This is a genomic window from Streptomyces sp. CRCS-T-1 (genome assembly GCF_024442335.1).
Taxonomy (GTDB): Bacteria; Actinomycetota; Actinomycetes; order Streptomycetales; family Streptomycetaceae; genus Streptomyces; species Streptomyces koelreuteriae.
In genome coordinates, this window is the sequence record NZ_CP101651.1 from 3228913 (window position 1) to 3252558 (window position 23646).

At 68.3% G+C, this 23646-nt stretch carries 18 protein-coding genes; 9 read left to right on the plus strand and 9 right to left on the minus strand.

Going from position 1 to position 23646, the window contains the following annotated elements:
* The first annotated feature begins 127 nt into the window (after nucleotides 1-127).
* From NNW99_RS14315 to NNW99_RS14325, 3 genes are all read left to right on the plus strand, one after another.
* The gene (locus NNW99_RS14315) at nucleotides 128-583 is read left to right on the plus strand and encodes an ATP-binding protein (RefSeq protein ID WP_215119457.1); all 456 of its coding nucleotides are present in this window, start codon (nucleotides 128-130) and stop codon (nucleotides 581-583) included.
* A gap of 202 nt (nucleotides 584-785) precedes the next feature.
* Nucleotides 786-1652, plus strand: coding sequence for a helix-turn-helix domain-containing protein (locus NNW99_RS14320; RefSeq protein WP_215124276.1), 867 nt, complete (start codon nucleotides 786-788; stop codon nucleotides 1650-1652).
* Nucleotides 1653-1737: 85 nt separating this feature from the next.
* Nucleotides 1738-2757 (plus strand): hypothetical protein, encoded by a 1020-nt coding sequence (locus NNW99_RS14325; RefSeq protein ID WP_251057794.1) that lies wholly within the window; start codon nucleotides 1738-1740, stop codon nucleotides 2755-2757.
* Nucleotides 2758-2870: 113 nt separating this feature from the next.
* On the opposite strand, the gene tuf is transcribed toward NNW99_RS14325, so the two are convergent.
* The 5 genes from tuf to NNW99_RS14350 form a co-directional block, all read right to left on the minus strand.
* Complete coding sequence (gene tuf / locus NNW99_RS14330; protein WP_193482362.1) at nucleotides 2871-4064, minus strand: elongation factor Tu; 1194 nt, start codon at nucleotides 4062-4064, stop codon at nucleotides 2871-2873.
* Between the two features lie 157 nt (nucleotides 4065-4221).
* Entirely contained in the window at nucleotides 4222-6348 is a 2127-nt protein-coding gene (fusA, locus tag NNW99_RS14335; protein ID WP_184591469.1) for an elongation factor G, read from the minus strand.
* A gap of 39 nt (nucleotides 6349-6387) precedes the next feature.
* The gene (gene rpsG / locus NNW99_RS14340; RefSeq protein ID WP_003992340.1) at nucleotides 6388-6858 is read right to left on the minus strand and encodes a 30S ribosomal protein S7; all 471 of its coding nucleotides are present in this window, start codon (nucleotides 6856-6858) and stop codon (nucleotides 6388-6390) included.
* A gap of 2 nt (nucleotides 6859-6860) precedes the next feature.
* Nucleotides 6861-7232: a 30S ribosomal protein S12 gene (gene rpsL / locus NNW99_RS14345; RefSeq protein WP_003948652.1), complete on the minus strand. Its 372-nt coding sequence runs from the start codon at nucleotides 7230-7232 to the stop codon at nucleotides 6861-6863.
* 325 nt (nucleotides 7233-7557) lie between these two features.
* A complete protein-coding gene (locus tag NNW99_RS14350; RefSeq protein ID WP_251057795.1) occupies nucleotides 7558-8079 on the minus strand; it encodes a DUF1707 and DUF4190 domain-containing protein in 522 nt (173 codons plus the stop codon).
* A gap of 203 nt (nucleotides 8080-8282) precedes the next feature.
* Between NNW99_RS14350 and NNW99_RS14355 the strand changes: the two genes are divergently transcribed.
* From NNW99_RS14355 to NNW99_RS14380, 6 genes are all read left to right on the plus strand, one after another.
* Complete coding sequence (locus tag NNW99_RS14355) at nucleotides 8283-8987, plus strand: Crp/Fnr family transcriptional regulator (protein WP_215119459.1); 705 nt, start codon at nucleotides 8283-8285, stop codon at nucleotides 8985-8987.
* A gap of 123 nt (nucleotides 8988-9110) precedes the next feature.
* On the plus strand, nucleotides 9111-9854 hold the full coding sequence (locus NNW99_RS14360) for a hypothetical protein (RefSeq protein ID WP_215119460.1): 744 nt from the start codon (nucleotides 9111-9113) through the stop codon (nucleotides 9852-9854).
* Entirely contained in the window at nucleotides 9851-11956 is a 2106-nt protein-coding gene (locus tag NNW99_RS14365; protein WP_215119462.1) for a hypothetical protein, read from the plus strand. The genes NNW99_RS14360 and NNW99_RS14365 overlap by 4 nt, the downstream gene beginning before the upstream one ends.
* Before the next feature lie 20 nt (nucleotides 11957-11976).
* Nucleotides 11977-12885, plus strand: a complete 909-nt coding sequence (locus tag NNW99_RS14370) for a hypothetical protein (RefSeq protein WP_251057796.1) — start codon at nucleotides 11977-11979, stop codon at nucleotides 12883-12885.
* The gene (locus NNW99_RS14375) at nucleotides 12882-13388 is read left to right on the plus strand and encodes a Pycsar system effector family protein (RefSeq protein WP_215119463.1); all 507 of its coding nucleotides are present in this window, start codon (nucleotides 12882-12884) and stop codon (nucleotides 13386-13388) included. The genes NNW99_RS14370 and NNW99_RS14375 overlap by 4 nt, the downstream gene beginning before the upstream one ends.
* Before the next feature lie 38 nt (nucleotides 13389-13426).
* A complete protein-coding gene (locus tag NNW99_RS14380; RefSeq protein ID WP_215119465.1) occupies nucleotides 13427-14383 on the plus strand; it encodes a M48 family metalloprotease in 957 nt (318 codons plus the stop codon).
* Between the two features lie 64 nt (nucleotides 14384-14447).
* Here the strand turns inward: NNW99_RS14380 and NNW99_RS14385 are convergent, their stop codons facing one another.
* From NNW99_RS14385 to rplJ, 4 genes are all read right to left on the minus strand, one after another.
* On the minus strand, nucleotides 14448-18347 hold the full coding sequence (locus NNW99_RS14385) for a DNA-directed RNA polymerase subunit beta' (protein ID WP_215119466.1): 3900 nt from the start codon (nucleotides 18345-18347) through the stop codon (nucleotides 14448-14450).
* Nucleotides 18348-18441: 94 nt separating this feature from the next.
* A complete protein-coding gene (rpoB, locus tag NNW99_RS14390) occupies nucleotides 18442-21927 on the minus strand; it encodes a DNA-directed RNA polymerase subunit beta (protein ID WP_215119468.1) in 3486 nt (1161 codons plus the stop codon).
* Nucleotides 21928-22500: 573 nt separating this feature from the next.
* Nucleotides 22501-22890, minus strand: coding sequence for a 50S ribosomal protein L7/L12 (gene rplL, locus NNW99_RS14395; RefSeq protein ID WP_215119469.1), 390 nt, complete (start codon nucleotides 22888-22890; stop codon nucleotides 22501-22503).
* A 114-nt stretch (nucleotides 22891-23004) separates the two neighbouring features.
* Nucleotides 23005-23535, minus strand: coding sequence for a 50S ribosomal protein L10 (gene rplJ, locus NNW99_RS14400; RefSeq protein ID WP_215119470.1), 531 nt, complete (start codon nucleotides 23533-23535; stop codon nucleotides 23005-23007).
* Nucleotides 23536-23646 lie beyond the last annotated feature (111 nt).

The following is a 23646-nucleotide window of genomic DNA, read 5'->3' on the forward strand; positions in this document are numbered from 1 at the left end:
TGCCCTGCGCCCTACCCGTACGCCCGGCCCCGACAGCCCGGACACCGCTGGACAAGCTCCGGACAGTCACCGTACGCACCCGCTGAGTCACTGTTCACGATAAGCGCGCACCGCCACTCTGAGTGACGTGAAGCAGCGATCCACTGAACTCACCACCCCCGTCCGCAACTTCAGCCTCCAGCTGTCGCCGACCCCGCGCGGTGCCCGTCTGGCCCGTCTCCTGGCCGTCGAGCAACTGCGCTCCTGGGGGCTGCCGTTGGACCCGGCGAGGCAGGTCGTCGCGGAGCTGTCGGTCAACGCCGTGACGCACGGCCGCGTCCCCGGTCGTGACTTCCGCCTGCTGCTCTACGTCGTCGCCGACACCCTCCGTATCGAGGTGACGGACACGCGCGGCGACCGTCTGCCGGTGCTGTCCGAGACGGGCAGGGGCCTGCGCCTCGTCGAGGCGCTCGCCGACCGCTGGGGCACCACCGCCGGGCTCCCGCCCCGCAAGACCGTCTGGGCCGAGATCGGCCTCGTACCGGAGCCCAAGAACCTGGACTTCGGTGGCGCGGGCGGCCTCCCAGAAGGAACACGTAGGTGAAAGGACCCGACCAAGCCCCACCCCTCCTCCCGCTCGCGGGGCCGCCTCACTCGCGCGGGTGAACATCACCAACTCGACTGGCGTCGGGGGCCATTGCCTGCCCTACGCTCAGCGCAACACAACCGCAGACATGCGACGGCCCTCGCCGGGACGGCAATCCCAGTGCGAGGGCCTGACCACCGAGGAAGGCTCCAACTTCCTGATGGACACGCAGAACCCTAACGTGCCCTCGCACGCCCACACCCGGGTTGCCGCAAAGAAGCACCCGAACCGGCGGCATCCCCACTCCGGCCTGGTGCACGACCACACCCGCCACACCACCCGCTTCACGGTGATCGGCAACCACCTCGCCCAGCACCCGGAGCTGTCGCTGCTCGCGATCGGGCTCGGCACGCACATCCAGTCGCTGCCCGTCGGCGCCCGCATCGACATCAAGTCGCTCGCCGCCCGCTTCCCCGAGGGCACGACCCGTATCGCCGCCGCTCTGAAAGAGCTGGAAGCCCACGGTTACCTGCGCCGCGAGCGCGTACGCGTGCCCGACGGCCGGATCATCACCCGTACGACCTCCTGCAACCAGCCAGGTCACAGGGGTGCAGAGGCTCCGCGTCCGGCTCCGAGGAAGCGGACGGGGTCGCCCGGCGGCAAGACCCTGCCTGCCGTACCGCGACCGGCCTGCCCGGCCCCCGCCCTCCTCCAGCAGGCCACCGACCTCCTCACCGGCCTCCGCCGCGAGGACCCCCGCCTCCTGCTCTCGGCCGGCGACACCGCCCACCTCGCCCCCGGCGTCGCCGCCTGGCTCGAACGCGACGTCACCCCCACCGCCGTACGCCACGCCCTGACCACCGACCTCCCACCCGAGCCCCTCCGCCGCCCGGCCGCCCTCCTGTCCCACCGCCTGACGGCCCAGCTCCCGCCGCTCCCGGCGTACCGCGCACCCGAACCTCCACGGGCCGCCCCTCGTCCCCTCGTGAACTGCGACGGCTGCGACCGCGCCTTCCGCGGTACCGGCGGCGGGCGCTGCGGCGATTGCCAATCCGATTCCCCTGGAGGCCTCCTGGCATGGATGTGACACACACCGGACGGCCTGCCCCTGTACCGGGACGGCTCCGCCCCCAGGCGTGAGCCGGTAGAGGTCGACCGTAGGCTCCTGGCCCATGACCCGCACCACCCCACCCCGCCCCCTCGACGTCACCGCCCTCTACCCCGAGCTCGCCCCACTCGCCCGCACCGCCGTGCGCCTGCACCCCCGGGCAGGGACGCCGTCAGCCACCGACAGTTCCATCGGTGGCCCCCTGCTGTGGCCGGCCGAGGAGGCATGGCCCAACTGCCCCGAGCACAAAGGCCCCCGGCACAGGGGGCTCGACCCGGTGGACATCCGGCTCCGGCGGCGGATCCTCGCGGAGGCCTGGGCCCGCCCGCGCGCCGAGGGGCAGGAACTGCTGACCGACGAGGAGCGGGTGATCGTCGACCGGGGTGTCAAGAAGACCCGCATAGCGCAGAACGGTCCCGTCCCGCTGGTGCCGGTGGCCCAGCTCTACGCCTCCGACGTTCCCGGCCTGCCCTGCCCGGAGGGCGCTGATCTGCTTCAGGTGCTGTGGTGCCCGTTCGACCACGACCCGGACTACCTGCCGTACACGGAGCTTCGCTGGCGCACCGCCGCCGACGTGACCGCGCATCTCACCGACCCTCCGCAGCCGTCCGTCATCGGCAGCGCCGACTACCTCCCCGAGCCCTGCGTCCTGCACCCCGAGCCGGTCACCGAGTACCCGGCCCCGCACGAGCTGCCCGAGGATCTCGCCGAGCGGATCAACGCCTGGGAGGAGGAGAACGAGGAGGAAGCCGGAGACGAAGACGCCGAGGTCTACTACCAGTACGACCTCGCCGTCGCCCCCGGCAACAAGGTCGGCGGCCACGCCCCCTGGAGCTTCTCCGACCCGTTCCCCATGTCCTGCCAGGAGTGCGGCTCGGGTGTCCGCCCCTTGCTGACCGTCGACGGGGTCGAATGGGACGGCGGCAGCGGGAGCTGGCGGCCCCTGGAGGACGCCGGCTACACCGGCCACCACGTGGACGGCCCGGCCTGCGCCACCCACCTCAACATCGGGCGCGGCTACAACATGCAGCTCTACATCTGCGAGACCTCGTACGACCACCCGCATCTGCAGAACATGCAGTGACCACCCGACTACCCGCGGATCTCCCGGGCACAACAAAGGGGCCCGTACGACCGAAGTCGTACGGGCCCCTTCGAGCCACTCAGGTCAGTAGACCCTCAAGCCAGTCCGAAGACTCACTTGTTGATCTTGGTGACCTGGCCGGCGCCCACGGTCCGGCCACCCTCACGGATGGCGAACTTGAGGCCCTCCTCCATGGCGACGGGCTGGATGAGCTCCACCTTCATCTCGGTGTTGTCACCCGGCATGACCATCTCGGTGCCCTCGGGGAGGGTCACCACGCCGGTCACGTCCGTCGTACGGAAGTAGAACTGCGGGCGGTAGTTGTTGAAGAACGGCGTGTGGCGGCCACCCTCGTCCTTGGACAGGATGTAGGCCTGCGCCTCGAACTCGGTGTGCGGGGTGACCGAGCCCGGCTTGATGATGACCTGGCCGCGCTCGACGTCCTCGCGCTTGATGCCGCGGAGCAGCAGACCGACGTTCTCACCGGCCTGGCCCTCGTCGAGCAGCTTGCGGAACATCTCGATGCCGGTGACCGTGGTGGTGGTCTTCTCGGTCTTGATGCCGATGATGTCGACGGTCTCGTTGACCTTGAGGACACCACGCTCGATACGGCCGGTGACGACCGTACCGCGACCGGTGATCGTGAAGACGTCCTCGATCGGCATCAGGAACGGCTTGTCGACGTCGCGCTCCGGCTCCGGAATCGCGGTGTCGACGGCGCTCATGAGCTCCAGGACCGAGTTGCCCCACTCCTTGTCGCCCTCGAGGGCCTTCAGAGCGGAGACCTTGACGACGGGAACGTCGTCGCCCGGGAACTCGTACTCGGAGAGCAGCTCACGGACCTCGAGCTCGACGAGCTCCAGGATCTCCTCGTCGTCCACCATGTCGGCCTTGTTCAGGGCGACGACGATGTACGGAACGCCGACCTGGCGGGCCAGGAGCACGTGCTCCTTGGTCTGCGGCATCGGGCCGTCGGTGGCGGCGACCACGAGGATGGCGCCGTCCATCTGCGCCGCACCCGTGATCATGTTCTTGATGTAGTCCGCGTGACCGGGGCAGTCGACGTGGGCGTAGTGACGGGTCTCCGTCTGGTACTCGACGTGCGCGATCGAGATCGTGATACCGCGCTGGCGCTCCTCGGGAGCCTTGTCGATCTGGTCGAAGGCCGAGGCCTCGTTCAGCTCGGGGTACGCGTCGTGCAGCACCTTGGTAATGGCGGCCGTGAGGGTCGTCTTACCGTGGTCGATGTGACCGATGGTGCCGATGTTGACGTGCGGCTTAGTCCGCTCGAACTTCGCCTTCGCCACTGGGGTCCTCCTGTGGAGTGGTTCTGGTACGCCTTACTCATCGGCGCCAGGATGATCTTTGCTGGAAAGCCCGGGCCCCGGGGCATTCTCGCCATGTTTGTGACGGAATGCCCCTCAAGGCTCCGGAGTCAAGCCTACGGCGTGTAGACGCTGTGCGTTACTCGCCCTTGGCCTTCGCGATGATCTCCTCGGCGACGTTCCGGGGAACCTCGGCGTAGGAGTCGAACTGCATCGAGTAGCTTGCGCGACCCGACGTCTTGCTGCGGAGGTCTCCGACGTAGCCGAACATCTCCGAGAGGGGCACCAGGCCCTTCACGAGGCGGGCACCGGCCCGCTCCTCCATGGCCTGGATCTGGCCACGGCGGGAGTTGATGTCGCCGATGACCTCACCCATGTAGTCCTCGGGCGTGGTGACCTCGACGGCCATCATCGGCTCGAGCAGCACGGGGCTGGCCTTGCGCGCGGCCTCCTTGAAGGCCTGCGAGCCGGCGATCTTGAACGCGAGCTCGGAGGAGTCGACCTCGTGGTAGCCACCGTCGATGAGCGTGACGCGGACGCCCGTCATCTCGTAGCCGGCGAGGATGCCGAACTGCATGGCCTCCTGCGCACCGGCGTCCACCGAAGGGATGTACTCCTTCGGGATGCGGCCACCGGTGACCTTGTTCACGAACTCGTACGCGGCGTCGCCGCCCTCGATCGGCTCGATCGCGATCTGCACCTTGGCGAACTGGCCGGTACCACCAGTCTGCTTCTTGTGCGTGTAGTCGACGCGCTCGACGGCCTTGCGGATCGTCTCACGGTAGGCGACCTGCGGCTTGCCGACGTTGGCCTCGACCTTGAACTCGCGCTTCATACGGTCGACCAGCACCTCGAGGTGAAGCTCGCCCATACCACCGATGATGGTCTGGCCGGTCTCCTCGTTGGTGTGGACCTGGAAGGACGGGTCCTCCTCGGCCAGGCGCTGGATCGCGACGCCCAGCTTCTCCTGGTCACCCTTCGACTTGGGCTCGATGGCGACCTGGATGACCGGCGCCGGGAAGTCCATGGACTCCAGGATGACCGGGTTCTTGTCGTCGGACAGCGTCTCACCGGTGGTGGTCTGCTTGAGGCCCATGACGGCGACGATGTCACCGGCGCCCACCGACTCGATCTCCTCACGCTTGTTCGCGTGCATGCGGTAGATCTTGCCGATGCGCTCCTTCTTGCCCTTCACGGAGTTCAGCACGGCGGTGCCGGACACCAGGCGGCCGGAGTACACGCGGACGAAGGTGAGCTTGCCGAGGTGCGGGTCGCTCATGATCTTGAACGCCAGCGCGGCGAGGGGCTCGTCCTCCGACGGCTTGCGCGCGATGACCTGCTCCGGGTCCTTGACGTCGTGGCCCTCGATGGCCTCGACGTCGAGCGGGGTGGGCAGGTAGCGCACGACCGCGTCGAGCAGGGGCTGAACGCCCTTGTTCTTGAACGCGGTGCCGCAGAACACGGGGGTGACGGTGGTGCCGTCGCTCTTGCCGGACGCGATGGTGATACGACGGATCGCGGCGTAGAGCTGCTCCACGGTGGGCTCGGTGCCCTCCAGGTACAGCTCCATCAGCTCTTCGTCGTTCTCGGCGACGGCCTCGAGCAGCTTGCCGCGGTATTCCTCGGCAGCCTCGGCGTGGGTGTCCGGGATGTCGACGGTGTCGTACATCTCGCCCTTGGTCGCCTCGGCCGACCAGACCAGGGCCTTCATCGTCACGAGGTCGATGACGCCCTTGAAGTCCGCCTCGGCACCGATCGGCAGCTGCATGACCAGCGGCTGGGCGCCCAGACGGTCCGAGATCATGTCCACGCAGCGGTGGAACTCGGCGCCGGTACGGTCCAGCTTGTTGACGAAGCAGATGCGGGGCACGCCGTAGCGGTCGGCCTGACGCCACACCGTCTCGGACTGCGGCTCGACACCGGCGACACCGTCGAACACCGTCACGGCACCGTCGAGCACGCGCAGGGAGCGCTCCACCTCGACGGTGAAGTCGACGTGACCCGGGGTGTCGATGATGTTGATGGTGTAGTCGTTGTCCTCGAGCGGCCAGTGACAGGTGGTCGCAGCAGACGTGATCGTGATGCCACGCTCCTGCTCCTGCTCCATCCAGTCCATCGTGGCGGCGCCGTCGTGGACCTCACCGATCTTGTACGAAACGCCGGTGTAGAACAGGATCCGCTCGGTGGTGGTCGTCTTGCCCGCGTCGATGTGGGCCATGATCCCGATGTTGCGGACCTTGGCCAGGTCAAGTGAAGTGGTAGCCATAAGGCTTCAGTCTTCTCTCGGTCTCGATGTGGGTAGCGACTACCAGCGGTAGTGCGCGAAGGCCTTGTTGGACTCGGCCATCTTGTGGGTGTCCTCGCGCTTCTTCACAGCGGCACCGAGGCCGTTGGAGGCGTCGAGAAGCTCGTTGAGCAGACGCTCGGTCATGGTCTTCTCGCGACGGGCGCGGGAGTAACCGACGAGCCAGCGCAGCGCGAGCGTGTTGGCACGACCGGGCTTGACCTCGATCGGAACCTGGTACGTCGCACCACCGACACGGCGGGACTTGACCTCGAGGGTCGGCTTGATGTTTTCCAGTGCGCGCTTCAGCGTGATGATCGGGTCGTTGCCCGTCTTCTCACGCAGACCCTCCATGGCGCCGTAGACGATGCGCTCGGCGGTGGAGCGCTTGCCGTTCAGCAGCACCTTGTTGATGAGGGAGGTCACCAGAGGAGAACCGTAGACCGGGTCGATGATGACCGGGCGCTTCGGGGCGGGGCCCTTACGAGGCATTCTTACTTCTCCTTCTTGGCGCCGTAGCGGCTGCGGGCCTGCTTGCGGTTCTTGACACCCTGGGTGTCGAGCGAGCCGCGGATGATCTTGTAGCGAACACCCGGCAGGTCCTTCACACGGCCGCCGCGCACGAGCACGATGGAGTGCTCCTGCAGGTTGTGTCCCTCACCCGGAATGTAAGCGGTGACCTCGATCCCGCTGGTCAGACGCACACGCGCGACCTTACGCAGGGCCGAGTTCGGCTTCTTCGGGGTGGTCGTGAACACACGCGTGCAGACGCCGCGACGCTGAGGGGAACCCTCGAGTGCGGGCGTCTTGTTCTTCTCGACCTTGTCCTGCCGGCCCTTCCGGACCAGCTGCTGGATCGTAGGCACTACTTCTCCGGTTTCTGTGTGCCGAATGGTGAAGCTAACCTGGAACGTCGCCGACCCACGCGGTCGGGTGTGTCGAATCCCGCGGACTCCCGCCGCGAGGCAGAAAGAAGCGCAGATTGCGGTGGCCGGTAACAGCTCGCGATGCGGTTGATGGCACGCACGAGAGCCAGGGCACACCCCAGGCACAAGGTCTGAGCGTACCTATCGCATTCGCTGCGGTCAAAACAAATGGGAACCGCCCGCATGGTTATGCGGAGCATGTCAAGACCCCAGGCCGCTCAGTCCCCTGTCCGGCTCGCCGTTCGGCCGCCGGTCAGCCCGTCGTTCAGCCCGCCGCGATGGACACCACCGTCAGCAACACCAGGACGAGTGCCCAGCCTGCCGTGGACAACCATCCGAGCACCAGCCCGGTCAGCGCGAGCCCGTCCCCCAGCTCGCCCCGACTGCGGATCTCGGCCCGCGCCACGTGCCCCAGCACAACGGCCGGGATCCCCGTCAGCCCCATCGTCGGCACACACAGCAGACCGCACACCCCGGCCGCGACCGCCTTCCCGTTCGTCGCCGGCCGCGGCACCGGCAGAAACGTCCGCGCCACCGGCACGGCACCGGCCGACTGAATCACCGGCCCCTGCGGCAGATCCGCGACGAGCAGCGCCAGCTCCCCCACGGTCCGCGCCCCGTACGCCCGCGCCACCCGCTTCTCGAACTCGTCCTGCTCCATCCGCCCCTCGCCGTACCCGGCTCTGAGCACGTCCACGGCCCGCTCCCGATCGGCATGCGACGCGAGCATCGAGGGGGCGGCGGGGGCTTGCCAGGGGTGCCAGGAGGGGTAGGGGGGCTGGGACACGGAGTACCTCCACGGGAGGCTGAGTTCTTCCATGATGCGCCGAAGGGACGCTTCCGGCATCGGTGCGTCCGGGGCGGGGCACCGTTCCTCAGCCACGCGGCCGAATCACGCCCGTTTCCTCCATGGTCGTTTCCAGTACGTTGACGCCAGGACGACGCTTGTACAGGGCAGGCATCGGCACAGGTGAACGCGGGGGCGGCGGGATGACCGGGGGCCAGGGACGCGCGTGGGACGACGACGGCGTCCCGTTCCTCGCCCGGCTGGAGCGGGAGGACCGCGCCGCCCTGCTCGCCATCGGCCGCCCCCTCGGCTACCGGGCGCGCGGCGTCATCCTGCACCAGGACGAGCCCTCGGCCCACGTCCTGCTCCTCCTGCATGGCTGGACCAAGGTCACGGCGATCGCCGCCAACGGCTACGAGGCTCTGCTCGCCCTGCGCGGCCCGGGCGACATCATCGGCGAGGGCGCGGCCCTCAGCGGCCGCGGCCGCTCGGCGACCGTGACGGCCCTGGAGCCGGTCGAGGCGGTCGTCGTCGACCAGAACCGTTTCACCCTGTTCGTCTCGGACAATCCCCGGGTGGCACTGCACCTGCTGAGCCTGTCCACGGACCGGCAGCGGTCGACCGATCGGCGCCGGCTGGAATGGGCCGCGCTGACCGTGCGCGAGCGGCTGGCCGTCCTGCTGCTCGAACTGGTGCGCACACACGGCAGCCGGACGGACGAGGGCATCGAACTCACCATCGGGCTCAGCCAGCAGGAGTTCGCCGGTTCCGTGGGCTCCTCGCGCGAGGCGGTGGCCCGGCTCCTCAAGGAGCTGCGGGACCGGCAGGTCGTCGCCACCCGGCGCCGACGCATCGTCGTACTCCGCCCCGACGTGCTGCGCCGCATCGCCGGCGACGCCTCCGCCTGACGCACATCCCCGCCCGCCGTTCCATGCACACGGTCACATTCCGTCCGTGTCATCGGCCCTCCGGCGCTCGCCCGCGACCCGCCATCGTGCTGGACGACGGACACCGACGTGCGAGAGGCAGCCATGACCGATCCCGTGTACCGCACGATCCTCCTCTTCGACATCGAGCAGTACGGCTCACGCGACGACGTGGAACAGGCGTTCCTGCGCCGCGTCCTGTACGACGTCGTCGACACGACCCTGCTCGACGCCGGCGTCGACGAGACGGCCCGGCTGCGCGCCGACCGCGGCGACTCCGTCATGGAGCTGATCGACACCGCGGTCCCCGTACCCGCGCTGATCAAGACCCTCCTGACCGAGACCCCCGCCCTCCTCCACAACAAGAACCGCCTCCTGGCGACCAGCGCCCGCATGCGGCTGCGCATCGTCCTGTCCTCCGGCTACGTCGCCGTCGACGAACTCGACGGCTGGGTCGGCTCCGACCTCAATCACGCGGTCCGCCTGCTGAACTCCGACCCCCTGCGCGACGCCCTGAAGCAGCGCGAGTCCGACTGCGTGCTCTGCGTGTCGGAAGGCATCTACCAGGGGGTGGTACGGCACGGCCCGCTGGGCGTGCGTCCGGAGGAGTTCCACCGGGTGACGGTGGGGACGAAGGAGGGGCCGACGGTGGCCTGGGTGCACGGGGAGTCGGGCACCAGCACGCCGAACCCCCCGGAAGCTCCCGCCGACGCCGAGGGCCCGGACGCGCCCGCCTCCCGGCGCTCCGACGTCCAGATCCACGGCGATCAGTACGGTCAGGCAGGCGGCACACTCCACGGCGGACAGCACTTCGACTTCACCGGCCGGGCCCGGGAAGAGCGCCGATGAGCCAGGAGGAGAATCCGGCCGACACTGCGAATCCGGCCGAAGGGCAGGACGGCGAGAAGAAGGAGCGGGACGAAGCTGCCGAGGACCAGCCGAGGCAGGAGGCGTGGGCCGCGCGCCGGGACCTGATCGCGCACGCCCCGGACTTCGTCTCCACCCTCGTCTCCCGGGACCAGTTCGGCCAAGCGGGCGGCACGCACTACGGTGACCAGCACTTCCACTTCGGAGGCCGGGCCGAGACGCCCCTCCCGCTGTCCGGGCCGGTACCGCACGGGGAGATCGAAGAACTACAGGTCGTCTTCCGGGGCTGCCAGAGCTTCGACGAGGCCCTGAAACGCCTGCGGGCCGACAGGCTCGTCATCCTGTCCGGCGGACGCGAGACAGGCCGCCGGACCGCCGCGCTGATGCTGCTGCACCGGCTGGGCGCCGAGCGGCTTCGTTCCCTCGATCCCCCCGCGTCGTTCCCCGAGCTGGCCGACCAGGTGGACAACTCGACCGGATACGTCCTGTGCGATCTGCCCGTCAGTCGGAACCGTCCCCTGCGCGAGGCCCAACTGCACTCTCTTCGGGAACGGTTGGAGCGCGCCCGTGCCCGTCTGGTGATCACCGTCGAGCCCTCGGCGGCGCTGGGCGACCTGCCCTCCGTACGGTGGGAGCCGCCGTCCGCGGAGCATCTGCTGCACGCCCATGTCACGCCGGCGACCGGTGAGTCCGCATGGCCGGAGCTGTGCGGACTGACAGCGGTGAAGGAGTTCCTCACCCGGCACCACCGGCCCGAGGAGATCAGGCAGTTCGCGCTGCGGCTCGTCGCACACCATCGCGGTGAGATCGACGAGGTGGAGCTCGCCGCGTTCGGCGAGACCGCCGTGGCGACCCAGGTGACCCGCTGGCTCACCGAGGAGAAGCCGGAGCTGATCGACAAGGCGTTCCTCGTCTCCCTCGCCGTCTTCGACAAGGCGCCGTACGCGGTGACGGCCGAGCTCGCCGACGGCCTCTTCGTACGCCTGCACGACATTCAGAGTCCGCACACCCGACCGCCCATCCCCGTCTTCGGCAGCTCCCGCAAGGAGCGGCTCCGGCTCGCGCACGCCGACGGCTATGTGACCGCGGAGGTCACCGAGTGGGGTCCTCTGAAGGGCAGCTTCTGCGCCGCCTTCCAGGACGAGCGGACGGCTCCGATGCTGCTGGAGGAGGTGTGGAACCTCCACCCGTCCGCGCGCCCGGCCTTCGCGGAGTGGATCCGCAAGCTGGCCGACGACCGCCGTCCCCTCGTGCGGACCCGGGCGGCGTCGGCCGCCGCGCTGCTGGCCAAGGCCGATCTGTCGTCCGCCATGGCCCACCTCATCGAGCCCTGGGCGGACAGCCGCAAGCCGCATGCCTGGCTGACCGCGGCCAACGCCCTCACCATGACCCAGCTCCTGGAGGTGCCGGCCGTCTCCCGGATCCTGCACGACTGGTGCATCGGGGACGTCGAGAGCCGCCGCTGGACGGCCATCCGCGCCTACGGCCTCCTCGGGCCGGTGCACCACGAGGAGACTCTGGCGGCACTCGTGGACGCCATGCACCGGCCACCGCCCGCCGAGGCCGCGAGCGCCGAGGAGGACGGGGAACCACCGGAGGAGGCCCGGCAGCTCGCCGACGCCCTCGAACTCCTCCTCCTCGCCGTACGGGACCCCGTACTGGCCGCCCTGACCGAACTCCGCCGCACCGACCGGATGGTCCGCCCGCACGCCCTGCTCGCCTTCTTCCAGGCCTGCAAGCAGACGAAGGACGACGACAGCGACCGCCCGCCCGTCCTCTCCTGGTACGCGCGGGCCGCGGAGGCCGAGGATGCCACGGCCGCCCGGCAGCTGGCCGACTTCTGGGACGCGCTGCTCGCCGACCGGACGCACAACCCGAAGGCCCTCGGCGTCCTGCGCGGCTGGGTGCGCGCGGCCGATGACGCCCCGGAGACCGAGTCGGCCCTCGCCTCGCTGCTCGGCGCCCTCGTCGCCACGCCCACCAACCGGCGGCGCGTCGGCCATCTGCTGGGCACGGTCCGCGACTCCAGAGGAGCCGTCACCCCGGCCGCGGACCGGCTGAGCAAACGCCTCGCCCTCGACTGACCTGCCTTCGGAGGCCGACCATGGAACACGAGACCGACCCCGTCCGTACCGTCTGGCAGCTACCGCGCTTCCACATCGGCGGCCGGCGCTTCATGGGCCGCATCGACCACGCCCTGGTGTGTGTGACCCGCAAGGGCGCGTACGAGACCTTCCCACCGCCCGACCGTCCCGCGTCCATGCGGCGGTACGTCGCCGTGTACGAGGTGGACACGGACCCGCACGCCTTCGAGCTGACCGTGCCCCTGCCCAGCCTGGTCGACAGCTTCGAGTTCGAGGTCACGGCCGACGTCGGCTGGCGGGTCACCCACCCGGCGCTCTTCGTCCGCAGCCAGGAGCGGGATGTACCCGGCCTGCTCACACGGGAGCTGCTGCCGCTGATGCGGGACGCCGGCCGCCGCCACCCCATCGACGCGAGTGCCGAGGCGGAACGGGCCGTGCAGCGGGCGGTGCGGGACGAGCCCTCGCTCGGCCGCGCCCAGGGCCTGCACGTCACCTGCTCCGTACGCCTGCGCCGCGACGCCACCGAGCGATCCCACCAGGACCGCCTGCGGACCGCCCGGCACGAGGTGGAGGCCGCGCAGCCGGAGCACGAAGCCACCCGGCTCCGCGACACGTACGAGGCCGAACGCAGGGCCGAACAGATCAGGTTCTACGAACGCACCCTGGCCAAGGGCGGCGCCGCCGCACTCGCCCTGCACCTGGCGGCGCACCCCGACGAGACCCGGCTCGTCCTGGAACACCTCCAGTCGGGCCAGAACAGGCTGCTGGACACCCAGGTGAACCTGATCAACCAGGCCCTGGACAACAAACAGCTGGAGGGCTACCAGCTCGACGAGCCCCACAAGCTCATCGCCGAGCGGATGAAGGCCATCCTGAAGACCACCGACCCGTCCGCTCCGCCCGAGGACGATCCGGATTCCGGCACATGAACCCCCCGGACGATCCCGATGTGCGGGCGGGCGCCCAACTGCTCGCCGACCTCCGCGGCGAGATCGCCCGTGCCGACGCCAAGGCCACCGTGCTCGTCGGCGCGCTCGGCATCTCGGGGGGCATGCTCGCCGCACTCCTCGCCAACCGCGGCTGGACTCCCGACCGGCTCCCGGCGCCCGCCGCCCTGCTGTGGTGGGCCGGGGCGGCGTCGCTGGTCGTCGCGCTGTTCGCCCTGCTGCTGGCGGTCATGCCCCGCTACCGGGGCAGCCGCTGGACACCCGGCAGCCCGCTCACCTACTTCGGCGACGTACGACGAGCCGCACGCCAGGGGCTGCTCTCCGCAGCCCTCGCGGACACCGGCCGCGACCCCGCTCGGGGCCTTCTGCTCGCCCTCGCCGACACCAGTGCCATCGCCACGCGCAAGCACTTCTGGATCCGGACCGGACTGCTCTCGTTCGGCTGCTCGGCGGCTCTGCTGCCCGGATCGATGCTCCTCGCCTGAACCACACCGCTCTGTCCCCCGCACGGGAAGGAAGGCCCATGCCCATCTCCGCACCGGTCCCCGACGACGACCTCACCCGCCGCCCCGGCCGGATCCACATAGCCGCCCGCCGACGCGGGGCGGACCTCACCGCCCTCGGCTCGCTGGCACTGCACCTCCCCCACGTCGCCGCCAGCCTGACCGTCGTCTTCGTCGTGTCGTACGCCCTGAGCCACCTGATCCATCTGCCTTGGTGGCTGCTCTTCGGCAGCTGGGTGCTGAGCGGGGCCCTGGTCTTCCACCGGCCGTGCGAGCGGCTCCTGGCCCGGTGGCTGTTCGGCCTGCGCTACCCCACACCGGAGGAGGACAGGCGACTGCGGCCCGTCTGGCACGAGGTGACCGCCCGGGCCGGAGTGGACGCGAAGGCCTATCAACTCTGGATGGAGGAGAGCGATGAGATCAACGCCTTGGCGGCGGCCGGGCACATCGTCGGCGTGACCAGTCATTCGCTGCGGACCCTGACACCCGCCCAGCTCGCCGGGGTCCTCGCCCACGAACTGGGGCATCACACGCGGGGACACGCGTGGGCCTCGCTGCTGTCCCTCTGGTACGCGCTGCCGGCCCGGCTCGCCTGGCGGCTGCTGCGCCTGCTGTGCACCCGGCTGGGCCTGCTCCCGACGGGTGCTGCCGCCGTGGTGATCGGCGTCGCCGGGGCTCTCCTGATCGCGCTGGCGACTGCCACGTACGGGCTGGTCTTCCTGCCACTGGCGACGCCCTACCTGGTGGCCGCGGTCTCCCGGCGGTCCGAGCTGCGGGCCGACGAGCACGCGGCGGGGCTCGGCTTCGCGCCCCAGCTGATGGCCGTACTGCACCAGGAGCGCGACCGGGAGGTCACGGCCGGCGTCCCGGGCCCCGCCTTCTCGAAAGGCGGAATGATCGCGCGACTGCTCGACTCCCACCCCGATGTGCACACCAGGCTCCACCGCCTGCAGGCCCATCTCGACAGCCGGCGTTGACACGCCAAAGGGCGGCCACCCCGACCAAATCGGGATGACCGCCCTGTGAACTCAGGCGACTCGCTTACTGGTTGTACGGCCCGTAGTCGTAGTCCTCCAGCGGCACGGCCTGCCCAGACCCCGTACCGAACGGCGAGTAGTCGATGTCGTCGTAGCCGACGGCCGAGTACATCGCGGCCTTGGCCTCCTCGGTCGGCTCGACCCGGATGTTGCGGTAGCGGGACAGACCCGTACCGGCCGGGATGAGCTTACCGATGATGACGTTCTCCTTGAGGCCGATGAGGCTGTCGGACTTGGCGTTGATCGCCGCGTCCGTCAGGACTCGGGTCGTCTCCTGGAAGGAGGCGGCCGACAGCCAGGATTCCGTCGCCAGCGAGGCCTTGGTGATACCCATCAGCTGCGGACGACCGGAGGCCGGGTGACCGCCCTCCTGGACCACACGACGGTTCTCGGTCTCGAACTTCGAGCGCTCGACCAGCTCGCCGGGCAGCAGCTCGGCGTCGCCGGACTCGATGATCGTCACGCGGCGGAGCATCTGCCGGATGATGATCTCGATGTGCTTGTCGTGGATCGACACACCCTGCGAGTTGTAGACCTTCTGGACCTCGCCGACCAGGTGGACCTGGACGGCACGCTGACCCAGAATGCGCAGCACGTCGTGCGGGTTGGTGGCACCCACGGTGAGCTTCTGGCCCACCTCGACGTGCTCGCCCTCGCTGACCAGGAGACGGGCACGCTTCGAGATCGGGAACGCCGTCTCGTCGCTGCCGTCGTCCGGGGTGACGACGATCTTCTTGGTCTTCTCGGTCTCCTCGATCCGCACGCGGCCGGAGGCCTCGGAGATCGGGGCGACACCCTTCGGGGTACGGGCCTCGAAGAGCTCGACGACACGCGGCAGACCCTGGGTGATGTCGTCACCGGCCACACCACCGGTGTGGAAGGTACGCATCGTCAGCTGGGTGCCGGGCTCACCGATGGACTGGGCGGCGATGATGCCGACCGCCTCACCGATGTCGACCAGCTTGCCGGTGGCCAGGGAGCGGCCGTAGCACATGGCACAGGTGCCGACGTGCGACTCGCAGGTCAGGATCGAGCGGGTCTTGACCTCCTCGACACCGTGGTGCACGAGCTGGTCGATGAGCACATCGCCCAGGTCCACATTGGCCGGCGCGATCACCTTGCCGTCGATGACGACGTCCTGGGCGAGCATGCGGGCGTAGACGCTGGTCTCGACGTCCTCGGCCTTGCGCAGGACACCGGCCTCGTCCTTCGAGGCGATCCGCAGCTTCAGACCGCGCTCGGTGCCGCAGTCCTCCTCGCGGATGATGACGTCCTGGGAGACGTCGACCAGACGACGGGTGAGGTAACCCGAGTCGGCGGTACGCAGGGCCGTGTCCGCCAGACCCTTACGGGCACCGTGCGTGGAGATGAAGTACTCCAGCACGGACAGACCCTCACGGAACGACGCCTTGATCGGACGCGGGATCGTCTCGTTCTTCGCGTTCGACACCAGACCACGCATACCGGCGATCTGACGCATCTGCATCATGTTGCCTCGTGCACCCGAGTTCACCATCATGAAGATCGGGTTGGTCTTCGGGAAGTTGTCGTTCATCGCCTCGGCGACCTCGTTGGTCGCCTTGGTCCAGATCGCGATGAGCTCCTGCGTGCGCTCGTCCTTGGTGATCAGACCGCGCTCGTACTGCTTCTGGACCTTCTCGTCCTGCGCCTCGTACCCGCGGACGATCTCCTTCTTCGCCTCGGGAACGACGACGTCGGAGATGGCCACGGTGACGCCGGAACGGGTCGCCCAGTAGAAGCCCGCCGCCTTCAGGTTGTCGAGCGTCGCCGCCACGATGACCTTGGGGTAGCGCTCGGCGAGGTCGTTGACGATCTCGGAGAGCTGCTTCTTGCCGACCTCGTAGTCGACGAACGGGTAGTCCTCGGGCAGCAGCTCGTTGAAGAGCGCGCGGCCCAGGGTGGTGTTCAGCCGGAAGCTGTCACCCTGCTGCCACTCGGGCTCGCCCTCCTCACGCGCCGGCGGCATCCAGCCACGCGGCGGGATGGTGCCGACCGGGAAGCGGACGTCGATCTTCGACTGGAGCGACAGCTCGCCCGCGTCGAAGGCCATGATCGCCTCGGCGACCGAGGCGAAGGAACGGCCCTCGCCCTTGAGGTCGCGCATCTCGCCGTCGGTGGTGAGGAAGAACAGACCGAGGACCATGTCCTGGGTCGGCATCGTCACCGGACGGCCGTCGGCGGGCTTGAGGATGTTGTTCGAGGACAGCATCAGGATGCGGGCCTCGGCCTGCGCCTCCGCGGAGAGCGGCAGGTGGACGGCCATCTGGTCACCGTCGAAGTCCGCGTTGAACGCGGTGCAGACGAGCGGGTGGATCTGAATGGCCTTGCCCTCGACCAGCTGCGGCTCGAAGGCCTGGATGCCGAGGCGGTGCAGCGTGGGCGCACGGTTCAGCAGAACCGGGTGCTCCGCGATGACCTCTTCCAGCACGTCGTACACGACCGTGCGGCCGCGCTCGACCATGCGCTTGGCGCTCTTGATGTTCTGCGCGTGGTTCAGGTCGACCAGGCGCTTCATCACGAACGGCTTGAAGAGCTCCAGCGCCATCGCCTTCGGCAGACCGCACTGGTGCAGCTTGAGCTGCGGACCGACGACGATCACGGAACGCGCGGAGTAGTCCACACGCTTACCGAGCAGGTTCTGACGGAAGCGACCCTGCTTGCCCTTCAGCATGTCGCTGAGGGACTTCAGCGGGCGGTTACCGGGACCGGTGACCGGACGACCACGACGGCCGTTGTCGAACAGCGCGTCGACGGCCTCCTGGAGCATGCGCTTCTCGTTGTTCACGATGATCTCGGGCGCACCGAGGTCGAGAAGGCGCTTCAGTCGGTTGTTCCGGTTGATCACACGGCGGTACAGGTCGTTCAGGTCGGAGGTCGCGAAGCGGCCACCGTCCAGCTGCACCATCGGGCGAAGGTCCGGCGGGATGACCGGCACGCAGTCGAGCACCATGCCCTTGGGGCTGTTGCTGGTCTGCAGGAACGCGGAGACGACCTTCAGGCGCTTGAGCGCACGGGTCTTCTTCTGGCCCTTGCCGGTGCGGATGATCTCGCGGAGCTTCTCGGCCTCCTCGTCGAGGTCGAAGGACTCCAGGCGCTTCTGCAGCGCCGCGGCACCCATCGAGCCGTCGAAGTACGTGCCGAAGCGGTCGCGCAGCTCGCGGTAGAGCAGCTCGTCGCCCTCGAGGTCCTGGACCTTGAGGTTCTTGAAGCGGTTCCACACCTCGTCGAGACGGTCGATCTCGCGCTGCGCACGGTCACGCAGCTGCTTCATCTCGCGCTCGGCACCCTCGCGCACCTTGCGGCGCACGTCGGCCTTGGCGCCCTCGGCCTCCAGCTCGGCCAGGTCGGTCTCGAGCTTCTTGGCGCGGGCCTCCAGGTCGGCGTCGCGGCGCTGCTCGACCTGCTGGCGCTCGACGGAGACGTGGGCCTCCAGCGAGGGCAGGTCACGCGTACGGCGCTCCTCGTCGACGTACGTGATCATGTACGCCGCGAAGTAGATGACCTTCTCGAGGTCCTTGGGAGCCAGGTCGAGCAGGTAGCCCAGCCGGCTCGGGACGCCCTTGAAGTACCAGATGTGCGTGACGGGAGCGGCCAGCTCGATGTGGCCCATCCGCTCACGACGCACCTTGGCGCGGGTGACCTCGACGCCACAGCGCTCACAGATGATGCCCTTGAAGCGGACGCGCTTGTACTTGCCGCAGTAGCACTCCCAGTCCCGGGTCGGACCGAAGATCTTCTCGCAGAAGAGTCCGTCCTTTTCGGGCTTGAGGGTGCGGTAGTTGATGGTCTCGGGCTTCTTGACCTCGCCGTGGCTCCACTGACGGATGTCGTCAGCGGTAGCCAGACCGATCCGGAGCTCGTCGAAGAAGTTGACGTCGAGCACTATGCGTCAATCCCTCTCAGGGTTGTAAGTCATGGGGTCTGATACGGGGGTCCTGGGGCCGGAGGCCTTCATGACGAAGGCCTCCGAACTCCCGTCAGACCTCTTCGACGCTGCTCGGCTCGCGCCGGGACAGGTCGATGCCAAGCTCCTCCGCAGCGCGGAAGACATCCTCGTCGGTGTCGCGCATCTCGATGGACATGCCGTCCGAGGACAGCACCTCCACGTTGAGGCACAGGGACTGCATCTCCTTGATGAGCACCTTGAAGGACTCGGGGATGCCGGGCTCGGGAATGTTCTCGCCCTTGACGATGGCCTCGTAGACCTTCACGCGACCGGTGACGTCGTCGGACTTGATGGTCAGCAGCTCCTGGAGGGCGTACGCGGCGCCGTAAGCCTCCAGCGCCCACACCTCCATCTCACCGAAGCGCTGGCCACCGAACTGGGCCTTACCACCCAGCGGCTGCTGGGTGATCATCGAGTACGGACCGGTCGAACGGGCGTGCAGCTTGTCGTCGACCAGGTGGTGCAGCTTCAGGATGTACATGTAGCCGACCGAGATCGGCTCCGGGAACGGCTCGCCGGAGCGGCCGTCGAACAGCGGCGCCTTACCGGTCGGGAGCACCATGCGCTCGCCGTCGCGGTTCGGGATCGTGTGGTTCAGCAGACCCGCCAGCTCGTCCTCACGCGCACCGTCGAAGACGGGGGTGGCGACGTTGGTGCCGGGCTCGACCTTGTCGGCCTCGATGGCCTGGAGGCGCTGCGCCCAGTCGTCCGCGAGACCGGAGACGTCCCAGCCGCGGCTGGCGAGCCAGCCGAGGTGGATCTCCAGGACCTGACCCGGGTTCATTCGGGACGGCACACCGAGCGGGTTGAGGATGATGTCGACCGGGGTGCCGTCCTCCAGGAACGGCATGTCCTCGATCGGCAGGATCTTCGAGATGACGCCCTTGTTGCCGTGACGGCCGGCGAGCTTGTCACCGTCGGTGATCTTGCGCTTCTGCGCGACGTAGACGCGCACCAGCTGGTTCACACCGGGGGGAAGCTCGTCGCCCTCCTCGCGGTCGAAGACGCGGACGCCGATGACCTTGCCGGTCTCGCCGTGCGGCACCTTCAGCGAGGTGTCACGGACCTCACGGGCCTTCTCACCGAAGATCGCGCGCAGCAGGCGCTCCTCGGGCGTCAGCTCGGTCTCACCCTTGGGCGTGACCTTGCCGACGAGGATGTCACCGGCGATGACCTCGGCGCCGATGCGGATGATGCCGCGCTCGTCGAGGTCGGCGAGGACCTCCTCGGAGACGTTCGGGATGTCCCGGGTGATCTCCTCGGGGCCGAGCTTGGTGTCACGGGCGTCGACCTCGTGCTCCTCGATGTGGATCGAGGAGAGGACGTCGTCCTGCACGAGGCGCTGCGACAGGATGATCGCGTCCTCGTAGTTGTGACCCTCCCACGGCATGAACGCCACGAGCAGGTTCTTGCCCAGCGCCATCTCGCCCTGCTGGGTGGCCGGACCGTCCGCGAGGATCTGGCCCTCGATGATCCGGTCGCCCTCGCCGACGATGACCTTCTGGTTGACCGAGGTGCCCTGGTTGGAGCGGGCGAACTTGGCCAGGCGGTACGTGATGTACGTGCCGTCGTCGTTGGCGGTGGTGATGTAGTCCGCGGAGACCTCCTGGACCACACCCGGCTTCTCGGCCTTGACCACGTCGCCGGCGTCGGCCGCGGAGCGGTACTCCATGCCGGTGCCGACGAGCGGGGCCTCGGACTTAATCAGCGGCACGGCCTGACGCATCATGTTCGCGCCCATGAGGGCACGGTTGGCGTCGTCGTGCTCCAGGAAGGGGATCATGGCGGTCGCGACCGACACCATCTGGCGCGGCGAGACGTCCATGTAGTCCACGTCTTCGCCGGTGACGTAGTCGACCTCGCCGCCCTTACGGCGGACCAGCACGCGGGCCTCGGCGAAGCGGAGCTCGTCGGTGAGCGGCGCGTTGGCCTGCGCGATGACGAAGCGGTCTTCCTCGTCGGCGGTCAGGTAGTCGACCTCGTCGGTGACCTGGCCCTCGAACACCTTGCGGTAGGGGGTCTCGACGAAACCGAACGCGTTGACCCGGCCGTAGGAGGCGAGCGAGCCGATCAGACCGATGTTCGGGCCTTCAGGCGTCTCGATCGGGCACATGCGGCCGTAGTGCGAGGGGTGCACGTCACGGACCTCGAAGCCGGCCCGCTCACGGGACAGACCACCGGGACCCAGAGCCGAGAGACGACGCTTGTGCGTCAGACCCGACAGCGGGTTGTTCTGGTCCATGAACTGCGACAGCTGGCTGGTGCCGAAGAACTCCTTGATGGAGGCGACGACCGGCCGGATGTTGATCAGGGTCTGCGGCGTGATCGCCTCGACGTCCTGGGTCGTCATCCGCTCGCGGACGACACGCTCCATACGCGCCAGACCCGTACGGACCTGGTTCTGGATGAGCTCGCCGACGCTGCGCAGACGGCGGTTGCCGAAGTGGTCGATGTCGTCGGTCTCGACGACGATCGAGGTGCCGCTGTCGCCGACCGTCTCGGTCTCGCCCGCGTGCAGCTTCACCAGGTACTTGATCGTCGAGATGACGTCCTCGACGGTCAGGATGCCGGCGTCGAGCGGAGCGTCCGCGCCCAGCTTCTTGTTGACCTTGTAGCGGCCGACCTTGGCGAGGTCGTAGCGCTTGGGGTTGAAGTAGAGGTTCTCGAGCAGCGTCTGCGCGGCCTCACGGGTCGGGGGCTCGCCCGGACGCAGCTTGCGGTAGATGTCGAGCAGCGCGTCGTCCTGACCCTGGGTGTGGTCCTTCTCCAGGGTGGCGCGCATGGACTCGTACTCGCCGAACTCCTCGAGGATCTGCTCGGTCGTCCAACCGAGAGCCTTGAGCAGGACGGTGACGGACTGCTTGCGCTTGCGGTCGATGCGGACACCGACCATGTCGCGCTTGTCGATCTCCATCTCCAGCCAGGCACCCCGGGACGGGATGATCTTGGCGGAGAAGATGTCCTTGTCGGACGTCTTGTCGATGGAGGAGTCGAAGTAGACACCGGGCGAACGGACCAGCTGCGACACCACGACACGCTCGGTGCCGTTGATGACGAAGGTGCCCTTGTTCGTCATGAGCGGGAAGTCGCCCATGAAGACCGTCTGGGACTTGATCTCGCCGGTCTCGTTGTTCGTGAACTCGGCGGTGACGAAGAGCGGGGCCGCGTACGTGAAGTCGCGCTCCTTGCACTCGTCGATCGAGTTCTTCGGCGGCTCGAAGCGGTGGTCACGGAAGGTCAGCGACATCGACCCGCTGAAGTCCTCGATCGGGGAGATCTCCTCGAAGATCTCCTCCAGACCGGACTTGGTGGGGACGTCCTGACCGTTGTCCAGAGCCTCCTCGACCCGACTCTGCCAAGCGGTGTTGCCGAGCAGCCAGTCGAAGCTCTCGGTCTGCAGCGCGAGCAGGTTCGGAACCTCGAGAGGCTCCTTGATCTTTGCAAAGGAAATGCGCAGCGGGGCGGTGCTGGCGCCGTTGTTCGTATTCGCGGTCGAGGCGTTGCGCGAGGCGGCCAAGAGGGGGTCCTTCCGAGGGCTCGGACTCACTACGCGCGTACCGGCCCCTCTCCCGTACACAGAGACAAGCTGCGTCGGTCCAGCCATAAGGCCAGGTCAGACAGCTCTTGTCATCGATGCTCGGGTGAGGGCAGACCCCTGGTGACGGGCAGGGGACAGCTAACAGGCAGCGCAAAGGGTCAGTGTAGCCACTTGGCACACTGATGTCCAGTCCGGGTTTTCACGCCCGTGTTGACCCTCGTTGTTCCACTCCTGCGACAAGGCGCTGCCCTCAACGCACGTTGATACTGCCCTCTTCGCCGTCGATCCATGCCTCGGATACGGATCCTTGTGACGACGCGTCCTGAGAATTGCGCGCTGCGTGCGGTTCGTCAAGGCCCCCCTGCCCGAAGCGGAGCCGCCCGGAGACACGACGAAGATCACCATACCCCCCGCCACCGGGGGTGCAAGGCAACCGTGGCCGGACCCCCGGAACGCCGAAGAGCGACCACCCGGATGGATGATCGCTCTTGAGCGCTTACGCGTTACACGTCCAGGGGGACGTGTCGTGGATCCTGACGGATCCGAGAGGTCTTACTTGACCTCGACGGAGGCACCGGCGCCCTCGAGGGACTCCTTCGCCTTCTCGGCGGCCTCCTTGGTGACCTTCTCCAGAACCGGCTTCGGCGCACCGTCGACCAGGTCCTTGGCCTCCTTCAGGCCGAGGGAGGTCAGCTCACGCACGACCTTGATGACCTGGATCTTCTTGTCGCCGGCGCCGGTGAGGACGACGTCGAACTCGTCCTGCTCCTCGACGGCCTCGGCGGCGGCGCCACCAGCGGCACCACCGGCGACGACGACCGGCGCGGCAGCGGCGGCGGTGACGTCGAACTTCTCCTCGAAGGCCTTCACGAACTCGGAGAGCTCGATGAGGGTCATCTCTTCGAACTGGGCGAGCAGGTCGTCCTGGCTGAGCTTCGCCATGATGGCGGTCCTTCCACTAAATCGGCAGGTGCCGGATGTACATGTGAGGCGGGCGTACGTCTGGCCCGCGACGGCTCCCGCGTTCAGGCAGCGGGGGCCGGGATGCGAGCCGAGTTACTCGGCACCGCCCTGCTCGTCCTGCTTGGCACGGAGCGCGTCCACGGTGCGGACGAGCTTCGACGGCAGCGCCTGGAAGACAGAGGCAGCCTGCGACTGCTTGCCCTTCATGGCACCGGCCAGCTTGGAGAGCAGAACCTCGCGGGACTCGAGGTCCGCAAGCTTCTTGATGTCGTCGGCGGACAGCGCCTTGCCGTCAAGGACACCGCCCTTGATGACGAGGTTGGGGTTGTCCTTGGCGAAGTCACGGAGACCCTTCGCCGCCTCGACCGGGTCACCGGTCACGAAGGCGACGGCCGACGAACCCGTGAAGAGGTCGTCGATCGTGTTGATCCCGGCCTCATTGGCCGCAATCTTGGTCAGCGTGTTCTTCGCCACACGGTAGTTAGCGTTCTCACCGAGTGAACGACGCAGCTGCTGCAGCTGCGCCACGGTGAGACCGGTGTACGCGGTAACGACGGCACCGTTGGAGTTGCGGAACTTGTCCCGCATCTCCTCGACGGCATCGACCTTGTCAGGCCTCGCCATGAGCCTCGGCCTCCTTCCGGGTGATTCGGACCGCGCGGACCCGAAGGAGGACTGGGGAAAACGAAACGCCCCGGCGCAAGCGCACGGGGCGTAGCTCAACCGGTTGTCCGC

What these genes read in the sequence shown, in the direction of transcription:
- NNW99_RS14320 (WP_215124276.1), top strand. Translation starts at nt 786, where the DNA reads ATGGACACGCAGAACCCTAACGTGCCCTCGCACGCCCACACCCGGGTT.
- NNW99_RS14325 (WP_251057794.1), top strand. Translation starts at nt 1,738, where the DNA reads ATGACCCGCACCACCCCACCCCGCCCCCTCGACGTCACCGCCCTCTAC.
- fusA (WP_184591469.1), bottom strand. Translation starts at nt 6,348, where the DNA reads ATGGCTACCACTTCACTTGACCTGGCCAAGGTCCGCAACATCGGGATC.
- rpsG (WP_003992340.1), bottom strand. Translation starts at nt 6,858, where the DNA reads ATGCCTCGTAAGGGCCCCGCCCCGAAGCGCCCGGTCATCATCGACCCG.
- NNW99_RS14355 (WP_215119459.1), top strand. Translation starts at nt 8,283, where the DNA reads ATGACCGGGGGCCAGGGACGCGCGTGGGACGACGACGGCGTCCCGTTC.
- NNW99_RS14360 (WP_215119460.1), top strand. Translation starts at nt 9,111, where the DNA reads ATGACCGATCCCGTGTACCGCACGATCCTCCTCTTCGACATCGAGCAG.
- NNW99_RS14365 (WP_215119462.1), top strand. Translation starts at nt 9,851, where the DNA reads ATGAGCCAGGAGGAGAATCCGGCCGACACTGCGAATCCGGCCGAAGGG.
- NNW99_RS14370 (WP_251057796.1), top strand. Translation starts at nt 11,977, where the DNA reads ATGGAACACGAGACCGACCCCGTCCGTACCGTCTGGCAGCTACCGCGC.
- NNW99_RS14375 (WP_215119463.1), top strand. Translation starts at nt 12,882, where the DNA reads ATGAACCCCCCGGACGATCCCGATGTGCGGGCGGGCGCCCAACTGCTC.
- NNW99_RS14380 (WP_215119465.1), top strand. Translation starts at nt 13,427, where the DNA reads ATGCCCATCTCCGCACCGGTCCCCGACGACGACCTCACCCGCCGCCCC.
- rplL (WP_215119469.1), bottom strand. Translation starts at nt 22,890, where the DNA reads ATGGCGAAGCTCAGCCAGGACGACCTGCTCGCCCAGTTCGAAGAGATG.
- rplJ (WP_215119470.1), bottom strand. Translation starts at nt 23,535, where the DNA reads ATGGCGAGGCCTGACAAGGTCGATGCCGTCGAGGAGATGCGGGACAAG.